At 66.9% G+C, this 16,797-nt stretch carries 11 protein-coding genes; 2 read left to right on the top strand and 9 right to left on the bottom strand.

Annotated features, from left to right (window positions below; genetic code table 11):
- Positions 1–27: 27 nt before the first annotated feature.
- The 9 genes from ACIPG5_RS14275 to ACIPG5_RS14235 form a co-directional block, all read right to left on the bottom strand.
- Positions 28–1,635 (bottom strand): 5-guanidino-2-oxopentanoate decarboxylase, encoded by a 1,608-nt coding sequence (locus ACIPG5_RS14275; RefSeq protein ID WP_401375805.1) that lies wholly within the window; start codon positions 1,633–1,635, stop codon positions 28–30.
- Positions 1,628–3,745, bottom strand: coding sequence for an acetate--CoA ligase family protein (locus tag ACIPG5_RS14270; protein WP_401375802.1), 2,118 nt, complete (start codon positions 3,743–3,745; stop codon positions 1,628–1,630). The genes ACIPG5_RS14275 and ACIPG5_RS14270 overlap by 8 nt, the downstream gene beginning before the upstream one ends.
- 13 nt (positions 3,746–3,758) lie before the next feature.
- Entirely contained in the window at positions 3,759–4,919 is a 1,161-nt protein-coding gene (locus tag ACIPG5_RS14265) for an acyl-CoA dehydrogenase family protein (RefSeq protein WP_401375799.1), read from the bottom strand.
- Positions 4,920–4,955: 36 nt separating this feature from the next.
- A complete protein-coding gene (locus ACIPG5_RS14260; RefSeq protein WP_401375797.1) occupies positions 4,956–5,747 on the bottom strand; it encodes an enoyl-CoA hydratase/isomerase family protein in 792 nt (263 codons plus the stop codon).
- 329 nt (positions 5,748–6,076) lie between these two features.
- A complete protein-coding gene (locus ACIPG5_RS14255; RefSeq protein ID WP_176517696.1) occupies positions 6,077–7,489 on the bottom strand; it encodes an amino acid permease in 1,413 nt (470 codons plus the stop codon).
- A gap of 121 nt (positions 7,490–7,610) precedes the next feature.
- Positions 7,611–9,863, bottom strand: coding sequence for an ATP-binding protein (locus tag ACIPG5_RS14250; RefSeq protein ID WP_401375794.1), 2,253 nt, complete (start codon positions 9,861–9,863; stop codon positions 7,611–7,613).
- The gene (locus ACIPG5_RS14245) at positions 9,860–10,624 is read right to left on the bottom strand and encodes a substrate-binding periplasmic protein (RefSeq protein WP_401375791.1); all 765 of its coding nucleotides are present in this window, start codon (positions 10,622–10,624) and stop codon (positions 9,860–9,862) included. Before ACIPG5_RS14245 ends, ACIPG5_RS14250 begins: the two co-directional genes overlap by 4 nt.
- Positions 10,621–11,337: a response regulator gene (locus ACIPG5_RS14240; protein ID WP_236236041.1), complete on the bottom strand. Its 717-nt coding sequence runs from the start codon at positions 11,335–11,337 to the stop codon at positions 10,621–10,623. Before ACIPG5_RS14240 ends, ACIPG5_RS14245 begins: the two co-directional genes overlap by 4 nt.
- 76 nt (positions 11,338–11,413) lie before the next feature.
- Positions 11,414–12,061: a TetR family transcriptional regulator C-terminal domain-containing protein gene (locus ACIPG5_RS14235; RefSeq protein ID WP_176517692.1), complete on the bottom strand. Its 648-nt coding sequence runs from the start codon at positions 12,059–12,061 to the stop codon at positions 11,414–11,416.
- Positions 12,062–12,177: 116 nt separating this feature from the next.
- Here ACIPG5_RS14235 and ACIPG5_RS14230 point away from each other — a divergent pair, with 116 nt between their 5' ends.
- Both ACIPG5_RS14230 and ACIPG5_RS14225 read left to right on the top strand, forming a co-directional pair.
- Positions 12,178–12,924, top strand: coding sequence for an enoyl-CoA hydratase-related protein (locus ACIPG5_RS14230; protein ID WP_401375788.1), 747 nt, complete (start codon positions 12,178–12,180; stop codon positions 12,922–12,924).
- A gap of 354 nt (positions 12,925–13,278) precedes the next feature.
- On the top strand, positions 13,279–16,749 hold the full coding sequence (locus ACIPG5_RS14225) for a hypothetical protein (protein ID WP_176517690.1): 3,471 nt from the start codon (positions 13,279–13,281) through the stop codon (positions 16,747–16,749).
- Positions 16,750–16,797: the final 48 nt, after the last annotated feature.

Raw genomic sequence — 16,797 nt, 5'->3', positions numbered from 1 at the left:
GCTAGTATCCTGTTGTGCGGGATGGGCTCAGCGCGCGCAGGCGTGCTTGAGCTCGATCAGGGTCACGCCGTTGCGGGCGAAGCCGCCGCGCAAGTCCCGTTGCAGTTCGTCGAGGCTCTGCGGCTGGGCCACCGTGCAGCCGAATGCGCGGGCCAGGCCTGCGAAGTCCGGGTTGCGCGGCAGCACGCCGATGGGCTCGATGTCCAGGTTGAGCATGTCGTCGCGGATCTGGCCGAGTGCGTCGTTGTTCCACAGCAGCACCACCAGCGGGCGGTCCAGCTCCTCGACGGCGGTGGCCAGCTCCTGCGCGGTGTAGAGGAAGCCGCCGTCGCCCACCAGCACCAGGCCCGGGCGGTCGTCGCTGCCGAACATCCCGCCGATACCGGCCGGCAGGCCGTAGCCGAGGGTGCCGTAGCCGGTCGGGTGCAGCCAGCTGCGCGGCGCGCGGCTGTTGAACACGTAGTTGCCGGTGTAGGCCAGCTGGGTCATGTCGGTGCTGATGAAGGCATTGTCCGGCAGCGCTGCCGCGATGCGCGCGAGGATCGCCTGGTGGGTCGACTGCAACGGGCCGTGGCTTGCCTTCACCGCAGTGCGCAGGCGCGCCACGGCGGCACTGGCCTGGGTGGCATCGCGCGAGGAATCGGGCAGGTGCTCGAGCAGCGCTGCCACGGTCTGCTTGGCATCGCCCTGCAACGCCACCGCGCAGGGGTAGAAGTCGTTGAACTTGCGCGGGTCGATGTCCACCCGCAGCAACTCGCCGTTCAGCGGCAAACGCTCGCGCCAGAAGTCGGTGTCGGCCATCTCGGTGCCGACCGCCAGCACCACATCGGCCTCGGCGATCAACTCCCAGCCCGGCTCCACGCACAGGGTGGAGCCGGCATTGAGTGGCGAGTCCAGCGGCGCCAGCCCTTTGCCGGCGACGCTGGTGAAGAACGGCGCGGCCAGGCGCTTGCTCAACAGTTGCAGCTCGGCAGCCGCCTGCAACGCGCCACCGCCGGCGATGATCATCGGGCGCTTGGCCGCCGCCAGCTTGCTGGCGGCCAGCTCCAGGCTCTCGGTATTGGCCGGGCCGCGGCCAGGGCGGCGTACCACTTCATGGCTCCAGTCCCGCGCCACCGGCGCTGCCAGCACGTCCAGCGGCACCGAGATGTGCACCGGGCGCGGGCGTTCGCTGTCGAACACGGCGTAGGCACGGGCGACCAGCTCGGGCAGGTCCTCGGCCTTCAGGGCCACGGCCGAGAAGGCGGTGATCGGCGCGGTCATGGCGCGCTGGTCCTGGGTTTCGTGCAGGCAGCCCCAGCCTTTGCCCAGGCTCGCGGTGTGGTTGACGCTGGAGATCACCAGCATCGGGATCGAGTCGGCATAGGCCTGGCCGATGGCGGTGGCCGCGTTGGTCACGCCGGGGCCGGTGATGATGAAACACACCCCCGGCTTGCCGCTGACCCGCGCATAACCATCGGCCATGAAACCTGCGCCCTGCTCGTGGCGGGTGAGCACGTGGCGGATGCCGCTGCCGGGCAGGCCGCGGTAGAGCTCCAGGGTGTGCACGCCGGGGATGCCGAACACGGTGTCGACGCCGTAGTTGGCCAGCAGGCGCACCAGCGCCTGGCCGCCCGTCAATGTGGGGTTAGTCATGTTCATGTCCTTGCACCTGGCCGAGACGGATCAAGGCATCGACCGCGGTGGTGCCGCTGGCACCGACCATCAATGGGTTCACATCCAGCTCCAGGAGCTGGCTGGCGTTTTCGCAGGCGTAGTCGGCCACCGCGCGGATGGCGCTGACCAGGGCGTCCAGGTCGGCCGCAGGCTTGCCACGAAAGCCCTGCAGCAAGGCCGCGCTGCGCAGGCCGAGCACGGCGTTGCGGATGGCGCCGTCGGTGGTCGGCAGCAGCAGGCTCTTGCTGTCCTTGAGCAGCTCGACGAGGATGCCGCCCGCACCGATCACCAGCGCCAGGCCGAAGTCCGCCTCGCGCTTGATGCCGACGATCAGCTCGGCCAAGGGCGCGCCGGCCATGGGCTCGAGCAGCACCTGGTCGAAGCCGACGCCCGGGGCGTAAGCGCCGATGCGTGCGCGCATCTGCCCCAGGGCGGCGCCGAGGGCGGCCTCGTCACCCAGGTTCAGCGCCACGGCGCCGGCCTCGGTCTTGTGCGGCAACTGCGCGCTGACCGCTTTGAGCACCAGCGGGAAACCGACCTTGCGGGCATCGGCGAGGGCGTACTGCGGGCTGCTCAGCACGCCCTCCGGAACCGGCAGGCCGAAGCCGCGCAGGGCCTGTTTCGATTCCCATTCGTTGAGCAGCTTGCCGTCGCCTGCAAGCGCCTGCGGGCACAGCGGCACCAGCGCCGACTCGCCCAGGGCCAGCAAGGCCTGGCGCTGCTGCGCGTAGCGCGCCACGCGGCCCCAGGCGGCCAGGCCATCCTCCACCCCTTGCAGCGCCGGCACGCCGGCAGCATGCAAGCGCTCGCGGGCGCTGGCCGGCAGCAGTTCGGGGAAGGCCGAGGTAACGAAGCCGGTCTTGCCATGGCGCTGGAGCGCCGCGCAGTACAGCTCCAGCAGCAGGTCGCATTCCTTGCGCTCGCCGGTGAATTCGGCAGGGTAGTCCAGCACCAGCATCGCCGCGTCGGCGTCGCTGCGCAGGGCGCTGTCGAGCATGCGTTGCTTGGCCGGGCCGTCGCCCCAGATCGCGGTGGTGAAGTCCAGCGGGTTGACCAGGTTGGCATAGGCCGGCAGTACCTGGGCCAGTTCCTCGACCTGGCTGCCGTCCAGGGCCGGCAGGCGCAGGTGGTTGCTTTCCGCATAGTCGGCGATCAGCCCGGCATCGCCGCCCGAGCAGGCCAGCGCGATCAAGCTGTCGCCTTTGGGCAGGTTGCCGCAGGCGGCGGCCTTGAGGGTTTCGACGAAGCTCACCGGGCCGCTGACGCGGATCACCCCCAGGCGTTCGAACAGGCTGTCGTACAGGGCATCGGAGCCGGACAGCGAGCTGGTGTGGCTCAGCGCAAGCTCGGCGCCGATCTGCGACACGCCGGTCTTCAGCGCGATGATCGGGATGCCCTTTTCCAAGGCCTTGTGGGCGGCGCGGGCGAAGCCTGGCACGTTCTTCAGGCCTTCCAGGTGCAGGCCGATGGCGGTGACGCACGGCTCGTCGAGCAACACGTCCATCAGTTCGGCGATGCCCAGCTGCGCCTGGTTGCCGACCGAGGCCATGTAGGCCACCGGCAGCGAGCGGTCGCTCATCGACAGGTTGTAGGCAAAGTTGCCGCTCTGGGTCAGCACCGCAACGCCCTTCTCCACGGCCTTGCCGCCGTGGGCCACGGGCCACAGGGCCGCACTGTGCAGGTAGTCGAGCAGGCCGTAGCAGTTGGGCCCGAGCAGCGCCATGTCGCCGGCGGCGGCGAGCAGCTGCTGTTGCAGGGCCTGGCCCTGGGCGCCGCTTTCGGCGAAGCCCGAGGCGTAGCAGATCGCCCCGCCCGCGCCTTTGGCGGCGAGTTCGCCGACACAGGCCAGGGTCAGTTCGCGGTTGGTGGCGATGAACACCGCATCCGGCGCGCAGGGCAGCTCGGCCACGCTGCCCACGCACGGCACGCCGTCGATGCTGGCGTGCTGCGGGTTCACCAGCCACATCTGGCCGGCGTAGCCGCCGTCGGCGCAGCGCTTGAGCGCGCGGGCCATGCTGCGCCCGCCGATGAAGGCCAGGTGCCGGGGCGCCAGCAGGCGTTTGAGGTTGTCACGAATGGCTTGCGACATGGCGATTCTCCGGTCAGCGCAACAGCGGGCGCAGCAGTTCGCGAGAGATGATGTGCCGCTGGATCTCCGAGGTGCCTTCCCAGATCCGCTCGATCCGCGCGTTGCGCCAGATGCGCTCGACCGGGCCTTCGTCCATCAGGCCCATGCCGCCGTAGATCTGCACCGCCTCGTCGGCGACCTTGCCCAGCACTTCGCTGGCGAACAGCTTGGCCATGCCGGCCTCGCCGTCGGTCATGCTGCCCTGGTCCATCTTCCAGGCGGTGTGCAGGGTCAGCAGTTCGGCGGCGCGAATCTGCGTGGCCATGTCGGCGAGCTTGAACGACACACCTTGGTAGCTGCCGATCGGCTGGCCGAACTGCTTGCGGTCGGCCGCCCATTGCAGCGACACATCCAGCGCGCGCTGGGCCTGGCCGACGCAGTTGGCGGCGACCATCACCCGGCCTGCGGTGAGCCAGGCGTTGGCCACCTCCCAGCCCTTGCCGACTTCGCCGAGCACCTTGCTGGCCGGTACCTTGCAGTCGTCGAAGAACAGCTCGTAGGTGTGGTAGCCGCGGTTGCTCACGCATTTGGGGCCGCGGCGGATGGTCATGCCCGGGGTGCCGCGGTCGACCAGCAAGGCGGTGACGGCGTTGCGCTTCTTGCCGTTGTGCTCGTAGGTGTCGGTGACGGCGAAGACGATGGCGAAATCGGCGTGCCCGGCATGGCTGATGAAGTGCTTGCTGCCGTTGATGACGAAGTCGTCGCCTTCGCGCACGGCGCGGGTCTTGATCGAGTTGGCATCGGAGCCTGCGCCCGGTTCGGTCAGGGCGAAGCAGTCGGTCTTCTCGCCGCGGATGCACGGCAGCAGGTAGTCCTCGACCTGCTGGCCGGTGCAGGCCATGAGGATTTTCGACGGCCGCGCGACGAACACGTGCAGGGCCCAGGAAACTTTCGACAGCTCGCGCTCGATCAGTGCCTGGGACAGGTAGTCGAGGCCGCCGCCACCGACCTCTTCGGGCATGTTGAAGGCATAGAAGCCGGCGGCGATGGCCTTGCCACGGATCTGCGCGGCGAGCTCCGGGGATACTTCATCGGCGCGGTCCACGGCTTCTTCATGGGGCAACAGCTCCTTGGCGACGAAGCTGCGTACGGCATCCACCAACATTTCTTGTTCTTGGGTCAGTTGGAAATTCATGGCCTGTTCCTGGGTAACCGGGGAATGAGTGAGTGCTTACTTGCCGGTGAAGCGTGGTGCGCGTTTTTCGCTGGCCGCGCGCAGGGCTTCGGCGCCATCGTCGCTGCGCCCGCAGAGCAGGCCGGCGGCGAGCTCTGCGCTGAGCTGTTCGCCGAGGCTGCGCGCGGCGCCCTCGCGGATCAGCCGTTTGGTCTGGGTGAAGGCGAAGGTCGGCCCCTGGGCCAGGCGTGCGGCAAGCTCGGCGGTGGCGCCGGGCAACTGCTCGTCGGCGACCACTTCACCGACCAGGCCGGCGGCCAGTGCGCGCTCGGCACCCCAGAGCTCGTCGAGGAACAGCAGGCGCTTGGCCTGCTCGCTGCCGATCAGTCGCGGCAAGTGCCAGCTGGCGCCGGCGTCCGACGAGTAGGCCATGCTGGTGTAGCCGGCCTTGAAGCGCGCCGACTGGGCGGCCAGGCGCAGGTCGCAGCACAGCGACAGGTCCATGCCGGCGCCGACGGCGGTGCCGTTGATGGCGGCGATGGTGGGTTTGTCCAGGTTGTGCAGGCACTGCATCAAGGCGTGGGCGGTTTCGGTCCAGCCATAGGTTTCCAGGGCGCCACGGGCTTCGGCCTCGGCCCATTCGGCAAGGTCGGCGCCGGCGCAGAAGCTGCGGCCGCTGCCGGTCAGCACCACCACGCGCACGGCCGGGTCGCTGTTGTACGCCTCGAGGGTGGCGTGCAGCGTCTTCAGGGTGGGGATATCCAGCGCGTTGCGCTGCTCGGGGCGGTTCAGGGTGATCCAGGCGACGCCGGCTTCAACCTGCGTGAGTAGGGACGACGGAGCGGTCATGACGGGCCTCGAATTATTGTGATTGGGGGTAAGACCTGAGGCTCATGCTAAACGAGTGTTCAGTAAGGAGGCAATTGCCGGGGTGGTAGGCGTGTAACAGCTGAGAAATCTATTTATCTCATTGTTTTATATAGATTTATTTTTTGACTAAGCGGTGCATCGGCGGGCGCTGTTACAACTTTGTACAACTGCTCTTGATGCCAGGGCTGCTGCGCAGCCCATCGCCGGCAAGCCGGCTCCCACAGGTACAGCGCGATCTCGAGCTTTGCGCGGTCCCTGTGGGAGCCGGCTTGCCGGCGATGGGCCGCAAAGCGGCCCCAAATTCCGTGTCACGCCACCGGCATATCCGGCTCCAGCCCTACCCCCTGGCGCTTACGCTGCACCACGAAGTACGCCACATAACACAGCGCAATAAACCCAAAGCCCCAGTACAACGAAGGCCGCTGGGTCTCATCCATCGCCAGAAACACGAACAGCGAACTGCACAGGGTAATACACAGCAACGGCACCAGCGGATACAGCGGTGCCCGGTACTTCAGCTCACTCAACTGCCCGCCATCACGCAGGAACTGCTGGCGGAAGCGGTACTGCGCCAGGGCAATCACGATCCAGGTCACCGTGCCCGACATCCCGCTCACTGCCATCAGCACCATGAACAAGGTGTCGGCGGCGACGAAGCTGGTCATCAGCGACACCAGCGCAAAGCACAGGGTGATGAACAGCGCCCGCAGTGGCACGCCACGACTGCTCAGCGGCGACAGGCTGCGGGGCGCCATGCCGGTCTTGGACATGGCCCAGAGGATGCGGGTGGAGGCATAGAGGCCGGAGTTGCCCACCGAGAGAATCGCCGTGAGGATCACGAAGTTCATCAGGTCCGCGGCAAAGGGAATGCCGACCATGTCGAACACCTGCACGAACGGGCTTTCCATCAGCCCGGCCTGCTGCCACGGCACGATCGCCGACAGCACCACGATCGCCAGCACATAGAAGATCAGCACGCGGAACACCACGTTGCGCACCGCGCGCGGGATGCTTTTTTCCGGCTGGTCGGTCTCGCCCGCCGCCACGCCCATGATCTCGCAGCCCTGGAAGGCGTAGACCACGGTCATCATCACCGCGAACACGGCCGACAGGCCATTGGGGAACAGCGACTCGCCGATCAGGTTGCTCATCATCGGCGCCGGCGCCCCGCTGGTCAGCGGGATCGCGCCGAAGATCACCAGCACGCCGACGATGATGAAGCCCAGGATCGCCGCCACCTTGATGCCGGCAAACCAGTACTCCGCCTCGCCGAAGGCGCGGGTGGCCAGGGCGTTGATGCCGAACAGCACGGCGACGAACAGCGCCGACCAGTACCAGATCGGCACCCCGGGGAACCAGCGCTCCATCAGCATGCCGGCAGCGGTGAACTCCAGGCCCACGGTGGTGGCCCAGCTCATCCAGTACACCCAACCGATCATGAAGCCCGTGGCCGGGCCGATGAATTTCGTCGCGTGGGCCTGGAACGAGCCGGACACCGGCATCTGCACCGACAACTCGCCCAGGCAGACCATGACCAGGTACATCAGGAAACCGGCCACCAGGTAGGCCAGGATCGCGCCCACCGGCCCGCCCTGGTTGATGGTCACGCCCGAGCCCATGAACAGCCCGGTGCCGATCACGCCACCGAGCGAGAGCATGAAGATGTGCCGGCTCTTCAATGCCCGTGTGAGGTGGATACCTTCAGCTTTACGGCCTTTCATTATTATTATCTCCAATAAGCGTCGAAGACCGCGTGCCGCGGTTGAGCCGATTATTGGAAAGCGATGTAAGGCGCGGTTGATCGTAAAGATCGAAGATGTAAAAAGTCGTAAGGTTTTTGTCTCAGGCCGCCAGCAGTTGCGCCAGGCTGTCTTCGGCGCGCAAGAGCTGCTCGCGCAGCGCCCCGGCCATGGCCCGCACAGCGGCCTTGTCGCGTGCCAAGGCGCTCTCTTCCAGTTGCCGCAAGCTCGCTGCCAGGCCGCACAAGCCCAGGGAATCGCTGCTGCCGGCCAGGCGATGGGCCAGGTGCATGACCTCGGTGCAGTCCCCCGCCTCCACCGCTTCGAGCAACGGCTGGCGGTGTTGCGCCAGGGCGTCGCGCAAACCGGCCAGCAGGCCCTGCAGCTTCTGCTCGCCCAGCAGCGTGCGGTGCGTGCCGAGCAGTGCGTGGTCGAGCCAGGCAGAAATGGCAGGCTGCTGCGCCTGGCCCTGCCCGGCCAGGGCCAGGCGCAGGTTGGCCAGCTTCAGCGGCTTGCCCAGCACGCCTTGCATGCCGGCATCCAGGTAGGCGCGCACCAGCCCCGGCTGGACGCTGGCGGTCAGCGCCAGGATGCGCGTGGCGCGGTTGGGCGTGGCGCCAGCGCGCACCTGCCGGCACAGCTCCACGCCACTGCTGCCCGGCAGGTGCACATCCAGCAGCAGCAGGTCGAAGCGCCGCTGGGCGCACAGCTGCAGGCCCTGCTCGGCATCCTCGGCCAGCCACACCTGGTGCCCGTCACGCTCCAGCAGCCCGCGCACCACTTCACGGTTCAAGGCCACGTCTTCCACCACCAGGATGTCCAGCGGCGCCACGTTGGCAGCCGTATCGGCCACGGCCTGCAGCCCTTGCCCCGTTTCGAGCTCAAGCTCGAACCAGAAGCAGCTGCCCTGCCCTTCGCGGCTGCGCACGCCAATCTGCCCGCCCATCTGCTCCACCAGGTGCTTGCTGATGGCCAGGCCCAAACCGGTGCCGCCGTAGCGCCGGGCCACGGCCTCGCTGGCCTGGACGAAGCGGTCGAAGATCTTCGGCTGCATCGCCTCGCAGATGCCGATGCCATCGTCGGTGACGCTCACCCGCAGCTGCTGGCGACCGGGCGCCTGGCGCAGCACCTGGACCTCGACCAGGATCTCGCCGCCCTCGGTGAACTTGATGGCATTGGCCAGCAGGTTGCTCAGCACCTGGCGCAGGTACTGCTCGGCGCCATGCTGGTGGCCGGCCAGCTGCGGGTCGATGCGGCACAGCACCAGGCTGTCGTTGGCCAGCGCACGGGGTTCGAGCAGGGTCAGCACCTCGTCACACAGCTGGCGCAGGGAAAACGCCACGGCCTCCGGGCGGCTTTCGCCTTCTTCAAGGCGGGCGAAGTACAGCACTTCGTTGAGGATGCCCAGCAGCCCTTCGCCGGCCTTGTACAGCGCCTCCAGGCGGGTGCGGTCCTGCGCCGCCAGCCCGGCGCCGCGCAGCAGCTCGGCCATGCCGAGGATGCCGTTCAAAGGCGTGCGCAATTCATGGCTCATGGTGGCCAGGAAGCGCGACTTGGCAAGGTTGGCGGCCTCGGCGTCGTCCTTGGCACGCATCAGGCTCGCGGTGCGGCGCTCGACCTGCTTCTGCAGCTCGTCACGCTTGCCCTGCAGGGCCAGGCGGTCGCGCTCGCGGCGCTCGATGTCGCTGAGAATCGCCCGGCGCATGTCATCCAGCGCCAGCGCCACGCTGTCGATCTCGTCCAGGTGTAGCGAGCGACGCTTGCGCAGGCGCAGGGGCTCGTGCCACTGGCCGGCCCCAATGCGCCGGGCAAAGTCGGCCATCACCTGCAGGTGGCGGGTGACCAGGCGGTAGAACAACCCGGACAGCGCCAGGGCCAGGCCGCAGAGGAACACGCTCATCCACAGCAGGCTGGTCAGCCCCGTGGCGAACAGCCGCCGATGCACCGCGCCCAGGTCGATGCTCACTTCCAGCTCCCCCAGGTGGCGCACCGGGCCTGAGGGCGGCTGGTAATCCAGGGCGAAGCGCTCGACCCGCAGCGGCCCCTGCGGCGCCGCATCACCCTGCTGCAAGGTGAAGTCGGGGCTGTTCAGGCGCACCCGTGCCACGTCGGAGAAATCCACCAGCCCGCGCAGCTGCACGTTGAGCTGCTCCTGGTTCAGGTCCCACAGGCTGCGCTCCAGGCTCTCCAGGTAACCGGCACGGATCAGCGCCATGCGCGCATCGATCTCGCGCATCTCGCGGCGGTATTCGAAATACAGCTGCACGCTGCTGGCCAGCACCGTGAAACACAGGCTGAACAGCAGGATGAACAGCAGCAGCCGGCGCAGCAGGCCCCCCGGTTGCAGGCGGCTCATGGCTGGCTGACCATGTCGCGGTAGGTGACCTCGCTCTCGTGCAGCCAGCGCTCGAGCTCGCCGGCATCGGTCATCTGCTGCAGTTGCTGGTCGATCTCGGCCATGCGCCTGCTCAGTGGCGAGCGGCGCGACACCGCCACGCGCAGGTAGTCGACGCTGAGCGCCGGGGGCAGCGCGACGATGTCGCCGGCGCCGGCCAGGTGCTCGACGAACAGCTGGCCGGTGCGCCGCTCCTGGATCACGAAGTCGATGCGCCCGCGCATCAGCTTGCCGAAATTCTGCCCGCTGTCCGACACCCATTCGATGTTCTGGTGCTGCGCCACGAAACGGTCGAACTCGGGGCCGTAGCTTTCGCCGAACAGCAGCCCGCCGCGGTAATGGGCCAGGTCTTCGAGCTTCTCGAACTTCAGCGGCCGCTGGCGGTTGGCGAACACCGCCACCTCCTCGCGCAGCACCGGCACCCGGGAAAACAGCATGGTCTGGGCGCGCTGCTCGGAGGTGTAGGCCAGCACCACATCCACCCGCCCTTCGGCGGCATCGAGCAGGCAGCGCTGCCAGTTGCCCAGCACCACCATTTCGACCTGGTAGCCCAGCCGCCCGAACAGCTCGCGCACGACCGTCGGCGCCAGGCCGCGCGGCTGCCTGCCGTCGCTCCAGGACACCGGCGGGTAGACCGGGTAGTCGCAGTAGCGAATGCTTTCGCCGGCCTGCAGCGCTGCGCTTGCCAGCAGCGCCAGCAGGCCGAGCAGGTAGCGGTTCACGCCGCCACGCTGGCGGTGAACAGGTAGCCGGCGCCGTGGATGGTGATGATCAGTTCAGGCTCGGCCGGGTCGTCGTGCAGCTTGCGCCGCAAGCGGCCGACCAGCACGTCGATGGAGCGGTCGTTGGGCACCCACTCGCGGTTGCGGATCTGGTCCATCAGCTGGTCGCGGCTCAGGGTATGGCCGCTGTTGCGCAGGAACACGCTGAGCAGCTGGAATTCGCCGTGGGTCAGCAGGGTTTCGCCGCCTTGCGCATCGACCAGGCGGCGGCGGTCGCAGTCCAGCGACCAGTCGCCGAACTGCTTGAGCGAGGCATTGGCCGGGCCGGCCGGGCGCGTGCCCTGGGCGTGGCGCACGCGGCGGATCAGGTTCTTGGCGCGCGACACCAGCTCGCGGGGGTTGAGCGGTTTGCTGACGTAGTCGTCGGCGCCGCATTCCAGGCCGACGATGCGGTCGATCTCGTCGTTGCGCCCGGTGATCAGGATGATCCCCACTTCCGAGCGCACCCGCAGCTCGCGGGTCAGGGTCAGGCCGTCCTTGCCGGGCAGGCGGATATCCAGCATCACCAGTTCCACCGGCTGCTCGGCCAGCAGCGTTTCGGCCTGCTCGGCGGTGGCGGCGCAGTGCACGACGTAGCCTTCCTGGGCGAGGTAGGCCTGGAGCAAGTCACGAATCAGCGGATCGTCGTCGACGATCAGTACGCGAGAGGTCATTGCGTAGGGTCCTGAGTCGCCCGAAGGCGCGTTTCTTATTAGAGTGGGCCAAGACTAGCGACTGCTGAACGGCCGATCAACAGGCCTCTATGGGGGTGGTGAAGCGTTGCCGACCACCGGCCTGCAGGCCATCGACCCAGGCCTCGCAGATCTGCACGCCCTGGGCCGGGGTGAAGGTGCCCGGGTTCAGCCCCGACTCCAGCCACAGGCCGTCGAGCAGCGCGCTGAGGCTGATGGCGGCGAGGTCGGCGTCGAACTGCGCCCAGCCCTCCTCCCGCGCCAGCTCACTGAGCAAGGTGCGCAGCTCGCGGCGGTATTCGCCATAGGAGTGGTCGTGCACCTGGTTGATCGCTTCGGCGGTCTTCACCGCACCCCAGAACGCCAGCCAGGCGTCGAGCAGCTGCGGGTCGAGCAGCTCGGCACTGAACGAGCCGCGGAAGAATGCCGACAGCCGTTCGCGGGCGTTGGGCGCCACCTGGGCCATGGCCTCGCGCAGCAGTTGCATGACCCGCCCGGTGACTGCCATGTAGGCCTCGGCGACCAGCTCGTCCTTGCCCGAGTAGTGGTGGCTGATCAGCCCCACCGACACACCGGCCTCGGCGGAGATCTTGCGGATCGAGGCGCCCTGGAAGCCATGGCGCTTGAGGCAAGCCAAGGTGGCCTCGACCAGATTGGCCTTGCGCAGTTCGGGCAGCATGCGGCTGAAGCGGGCTTCCTGGGTCATCTGTCGTCCTCAAGCTCGGCTAGTCCAGTTGAACGACTGTACAGTAAGTCGCGTAAAACGCGATACTCCGGCGACACCTGCTTCAGCATCCACGACAAGAACAACAGAGGTTCCTGATGACCGACCTGATCCAGCACCATTACGACGAAGGCCTTCTGACCCTGCGCCTGAACCGCCCAGACAAGCTCAATGCGCTGACCAACGCCATGTATACGCGCCTGGCCGAGCTGTTCGAGGCGGCCAACAGCGACCCCGCCGTCGAGGTCATCGTGCTCACCGGCAGCGCCGAGTGCTTCACCGCCGGCAACGACCTGCCGGACTTCCTCGACCAGCCACCAACCGACCTGCAGAGCCCGGTGTTTCGCATGATGTGGGCGGTGCTGGCCCTGGACAAGCCGCTGATCGCCGCGGTCGCAGGCCCTGCAATCGGCATCGGCACCACCTTGCTGCTGCATTGCGACCAGGTGTTGGTGAGCCGCGACGCCAAGCTGCGCACCCCGTTCGTGCCATTGGGCGTGTGCCCGGAATTTGGCGCGAGCCTGTTGCTGCCAAGGCTGCTGGGGCACGCGCGGGCAGCGCAGTTGCTGCTGTGCAGCCAGTTGATCGATGGCGAGCAGGCGCTGAACTGGGGGTTGGCCACCGAGCTGTTCGACGATGGCGCTCAGTGCCAGGCTGGGGCCGTGAAGCTGGCGCGCCGCCTGCAGCAACTGCCGGCCGAGGCGCTGCGCATCAGCAAGCAGTTGCTCAAGGACGCGCACCGCGAAGAGCTGGCGGCGACGGTGGCCAAGGAAGGGTTGCTGTTCATCGAACGGCTCAACAGCGACGAGGCGAAGGTTGCGCTGGCGGCCATGGCCAAGCGCTAGGGGCTTTGAGCAGGTCGCTGCGGCGGGCCTCATCGCCGGCAAGCCGGCTCCCACAGGTGTGGGCTGCCCCCAATAAATTGGACGCCAATGTGGGAGCCGGCTTGCCGGCGATGAGGCCAGGCCTGGCAGCGCAGTGATCTTGCACTGCCCAGTACCGAACATCCGAAAGCAAGCCGATAACTTGCCGCCCTGCCGGGTTTCTCTACAATTCAACTTGCCCAATGGGTATACAAAGTCCAATGCTCGCCGCTCTGCACGTTCGACCCCATCGACGTAGTGCAAGCCCCCGTAGTTCGTGGCTCCTGGATCCGGTCCCGCACCTGTGCAAAGGGCGACCTGATCCGGTGATGCACCATGGACGCAAACAAGGATTCAACAGGCAACTATGCCGTGTGGCTGCCTGGCAGTGCATTGATACTGAGCCTTGTCGTTTCCGCGTTTGCCCTGACCCGCGCGCCCTTCATGGAAACGCGCCCGGAGGGTGCTCAGTTCCAGCCGCAGATGCCGATCGAAGCACGCCTGTGGCAGGACCCTTTCGATGCGCTGGAGCGGTACCGCAAGCGCATCAAGGACTTGAACCTCTCACCCGCGACAGCGCCGTGCACCAGCGGCCAACCCGAAGGCAAAGCGCAACTCGTCGTGGCCTTGGTGGAAGATGGCGCCTATGCCGAAGCAGTCGAGCTTCGCCGCCGCATGCGCTACGCCATCCTGGCAGGCTTCAAGGGCGCTCGCCTGGTACCGGATGACGAGCAACATATTCGCTGCCTGGCCATTCCCCTGAAGGCGTTGAACATCGCCGATACGCAGGAAGTGGCACTGCAAGAGGGCCAGGCGCCAATCAGTGAGCCGACGCTGGACGTGCCCTACGAGGACTTCGTCGCCGACCCTCTGGTCCCTGACCCGACCAGCGACGAAGAACAGCCACCGGCAGCCCGCGTCAGGCTGTTGTGGCTCAAGCAGGATGCGATAAAGCAGGACCCGTTGGGCCAACTGAGTCGTTTCAGAGACACGTTGTTAGGCAGCATGTCCACCCACACGCTAAAGGTCATCGGGCCTGCCGATTCGACGATGCTGCGCAGCTTGTATCAACGTGAGGCGCAAGTACGCTACAGGCTCACCGACAACGGAGAAGTCTCCGACTTCCCGACAAAACCCAAGGCAGAAATCCCGCCGAACATCGAAATCTATTCCCCCTTGGCCACGGCCGACAAGAAACTGTTGTTAGGCGACTTCGACAGCCGGGGCCAAAAGCCAGACCCGTCGTTCAAAGGCCTGCCACTGATACGCACGGTCAGCGACGACACCACCCTGGCCCGCCTGCTGCTCGAAGAACTGAAACTGCGCCATGTCGACCCAACGGCCGGGGCCCAGTGCGCCACGCCGCAGGAAGAAAGCCGCTGCTTCCCGGGCGCCGAGTGGCGCAGCGCCAATCGCATCGCGCTGATCTCCGAATGGGACAGCTTCTACAGCCGCGCGCTGATCGAAAGCTTCCGCAACAGGATCGGCGAACGCCCGGCCTTGCCGCCCCTGGACGCCGCCCGGGTCGACCCCTGGGTGCTGCGCTACAGCTACCTGCGCGGCCTGGACGGGCGCCTGCCGGAAGACAGCATCGCCAAGACCGAGCAGAAACCGGATAAAGACCCCCGCAGCGTCGACCTCAGCCCGCTGGAAAAGTCCGACGGCAACTCCCAGCTCGATTACCTGCGGCGCCTGGCCGACCACATCATGCTGCAGGACGAGGCCTACCGCGACGCCGGCCAAAGCGGCATCGGCGCCATCGGGGTGCTGGGCCTGGACACCTACGACAAGCTGCTGGTGCTGCAGGCGCTCAAGAGCCGCATGCCGAACAAGCTGTATTTTTCCACCGAACTGGATGCGCGCATGCTCCAGCGCGGGCAAGCCCAGGTCACGCGCAACCTGGTGCTGGCATCGCCCTACGGCCTGACCCTGACCCGCGCCCTGCAGCAGGAGATGCCACCGTTTCGCGACAGCCAGCAAAGCGCGGTGTTCGTCGCGGTACTGGCCGCACTGGCCCCCGAACCCTTCGACGCCAAGCGCTGGAAGTTCGATTACTCCAAGGCCGGCATCCTCTCTCCGAGCATCTACGAAGTGGGCATCAGCGGCTTCATACCGCTGGAGAGCAGCCTGACCAAACGGCGCTCCCCCGATTGCGCACCGATCAACAATCGCTCGGGCCAGGGCACCTACATCCGCCCGCAGGACATCATGGCCCTGCGCTGCCTGCAGGACCCTTCCCCGCCCATCTACCCGGAGCCTTCCGAAGCCCTCAAGTTCCGCCTGCATGGCATCCAGTCATTCTTCCTCGCCGGCCCCCTGGCCCTGGTGCTGGTCACCCTTGGCCTGCTGCTGAGTTGGCGCAGCGGCAACCACCGTGAAAGCCGCACGGGCTTCAGTGTCTGGGTGCCCTCGGCACTCTATGGCGTGGCGGCCCTCACTGCCTGGATCGCCACGCGCACCTGGCGGGTCGAGTTGCTGTGGGTGACCTTCGGCCTGATCCTGATCGGCCTGATCGCCTCGGGCCTGAACCGCCGCGAACTGGACAGAAGCGAGAGCAGCGACGACCGGCCGCCGGCGCGTGGCTTGTTCGATGCCAGCGCCTGGTACGTGCTGGTGCCGCTGGTGATATTCATCCTGGTGCTGCTACGCGCCTACCAGCAACGCGAGGAACTGACCGAAGGCGGCCTGGGCGAGCCGATGTTCCTGTTCGAGGGCATCAGTGCCTGGCCGACCATTGCCCTGCGCGTGCTCGCCGTGATCATTTCGCTTGCCGCCCTGGCCTGGGGCGCACGCAACCTGCGCCTGAACCATCAGGAAATCGAGCGCAAGTACCACCTGCGCAGCAGCAAAGGTGATGATCACGCTGTCGGCTTGTGGCGCCAGCTGCAGCCTTTCGAGGATGGCAAGCTGCGGCCCCTGAAGCGCCTGGCCGCGGCATTTGGCAATTGGCTCAATCATGTGTTTCTGCCGCTGTCGCCGCACACCCCTCGCGACCCCCGAGACGCCGGGCAACTGCTGGCGTACTGGAGCGAGCACCGCATCTGCGGCAGCTTCGGCGCCAGGCTGCTGCGGGCGATGCTCACCTCCTGGATCTTCGTGGTACTGACCAGTCTGCTCTACGTGCTGTGGCCCATGGATGGCGACCCGATGCGCGGCAACCTGGCGCTGCGCAACTGGAGCTGGCTGCCGCCGTTGCTGGCTTTCAACCTGCTGGTGTTCTGGGTGGTGGATGCCAACCAACTGTTGATCCGCTTCATCCGTCGGCTCAGCGAGGAACACTGGCAGTGGCCCAAAAGCTTGCAGCGTGAGCAGAAAGCGCTGTACGGCGATGCCCTGAACCCGGTGCCCAAGGCCGCCTACGCCAGCATCGACGAGTGGTTCGGCCTGACCTTGATCGCCAAGCGCACCGCCGCCGTCAGTCGCCTGATCTACGCCCCGACCGTGGTGCTGCTGATCCTGATCATTTCGCGCAGCAGCTACTTCGACAACTGGCCGACCCCGCCGGGGATGATCATCACCTTCACCCTGACCGGGCTGATCCTGCTGTATTCGGCGCTGTCCCTGCGCCGCGCCGCGGAAAAGGCCAGGACCCTCGGCCTGCAGCGCATCGACCAGTACCTGCTGGAAATCGCCGGCAACGAGACACTGTCGGCCAAGTTCCGCCTGCTGCGCGAACGCATCGTGGCGCTCAACACCGGGGCGTTCTCCCGCTATGCCGACGAGCCGGTGGTGCGCGCACTGCTGCTGTCGCTCACCGGCATCGGCGGCTCGGCCCTGGTCGATGCGCTGAACTACGCGAAGTTCTGAGTACGCAAGCCAAGCGGAGTCATCACGACGTCAACACCAACGGAGCAC

The organism is Pseudomonas sp. NPDC087029 (genome assembly GCF_044745345.1).
Lineage (GTDB): Bacteria > Pseudomonadota > Gammaproteobacteria > Pseudomonadales > Pseudomonadaceae > Aquipseudomonas > Aquipseudomonas faucium.
The sequence above is the reverse complement of the archived record's forward strand: the minus strand, read 5'-3'. Positions and strand labels throughout refer to the sequence as shown.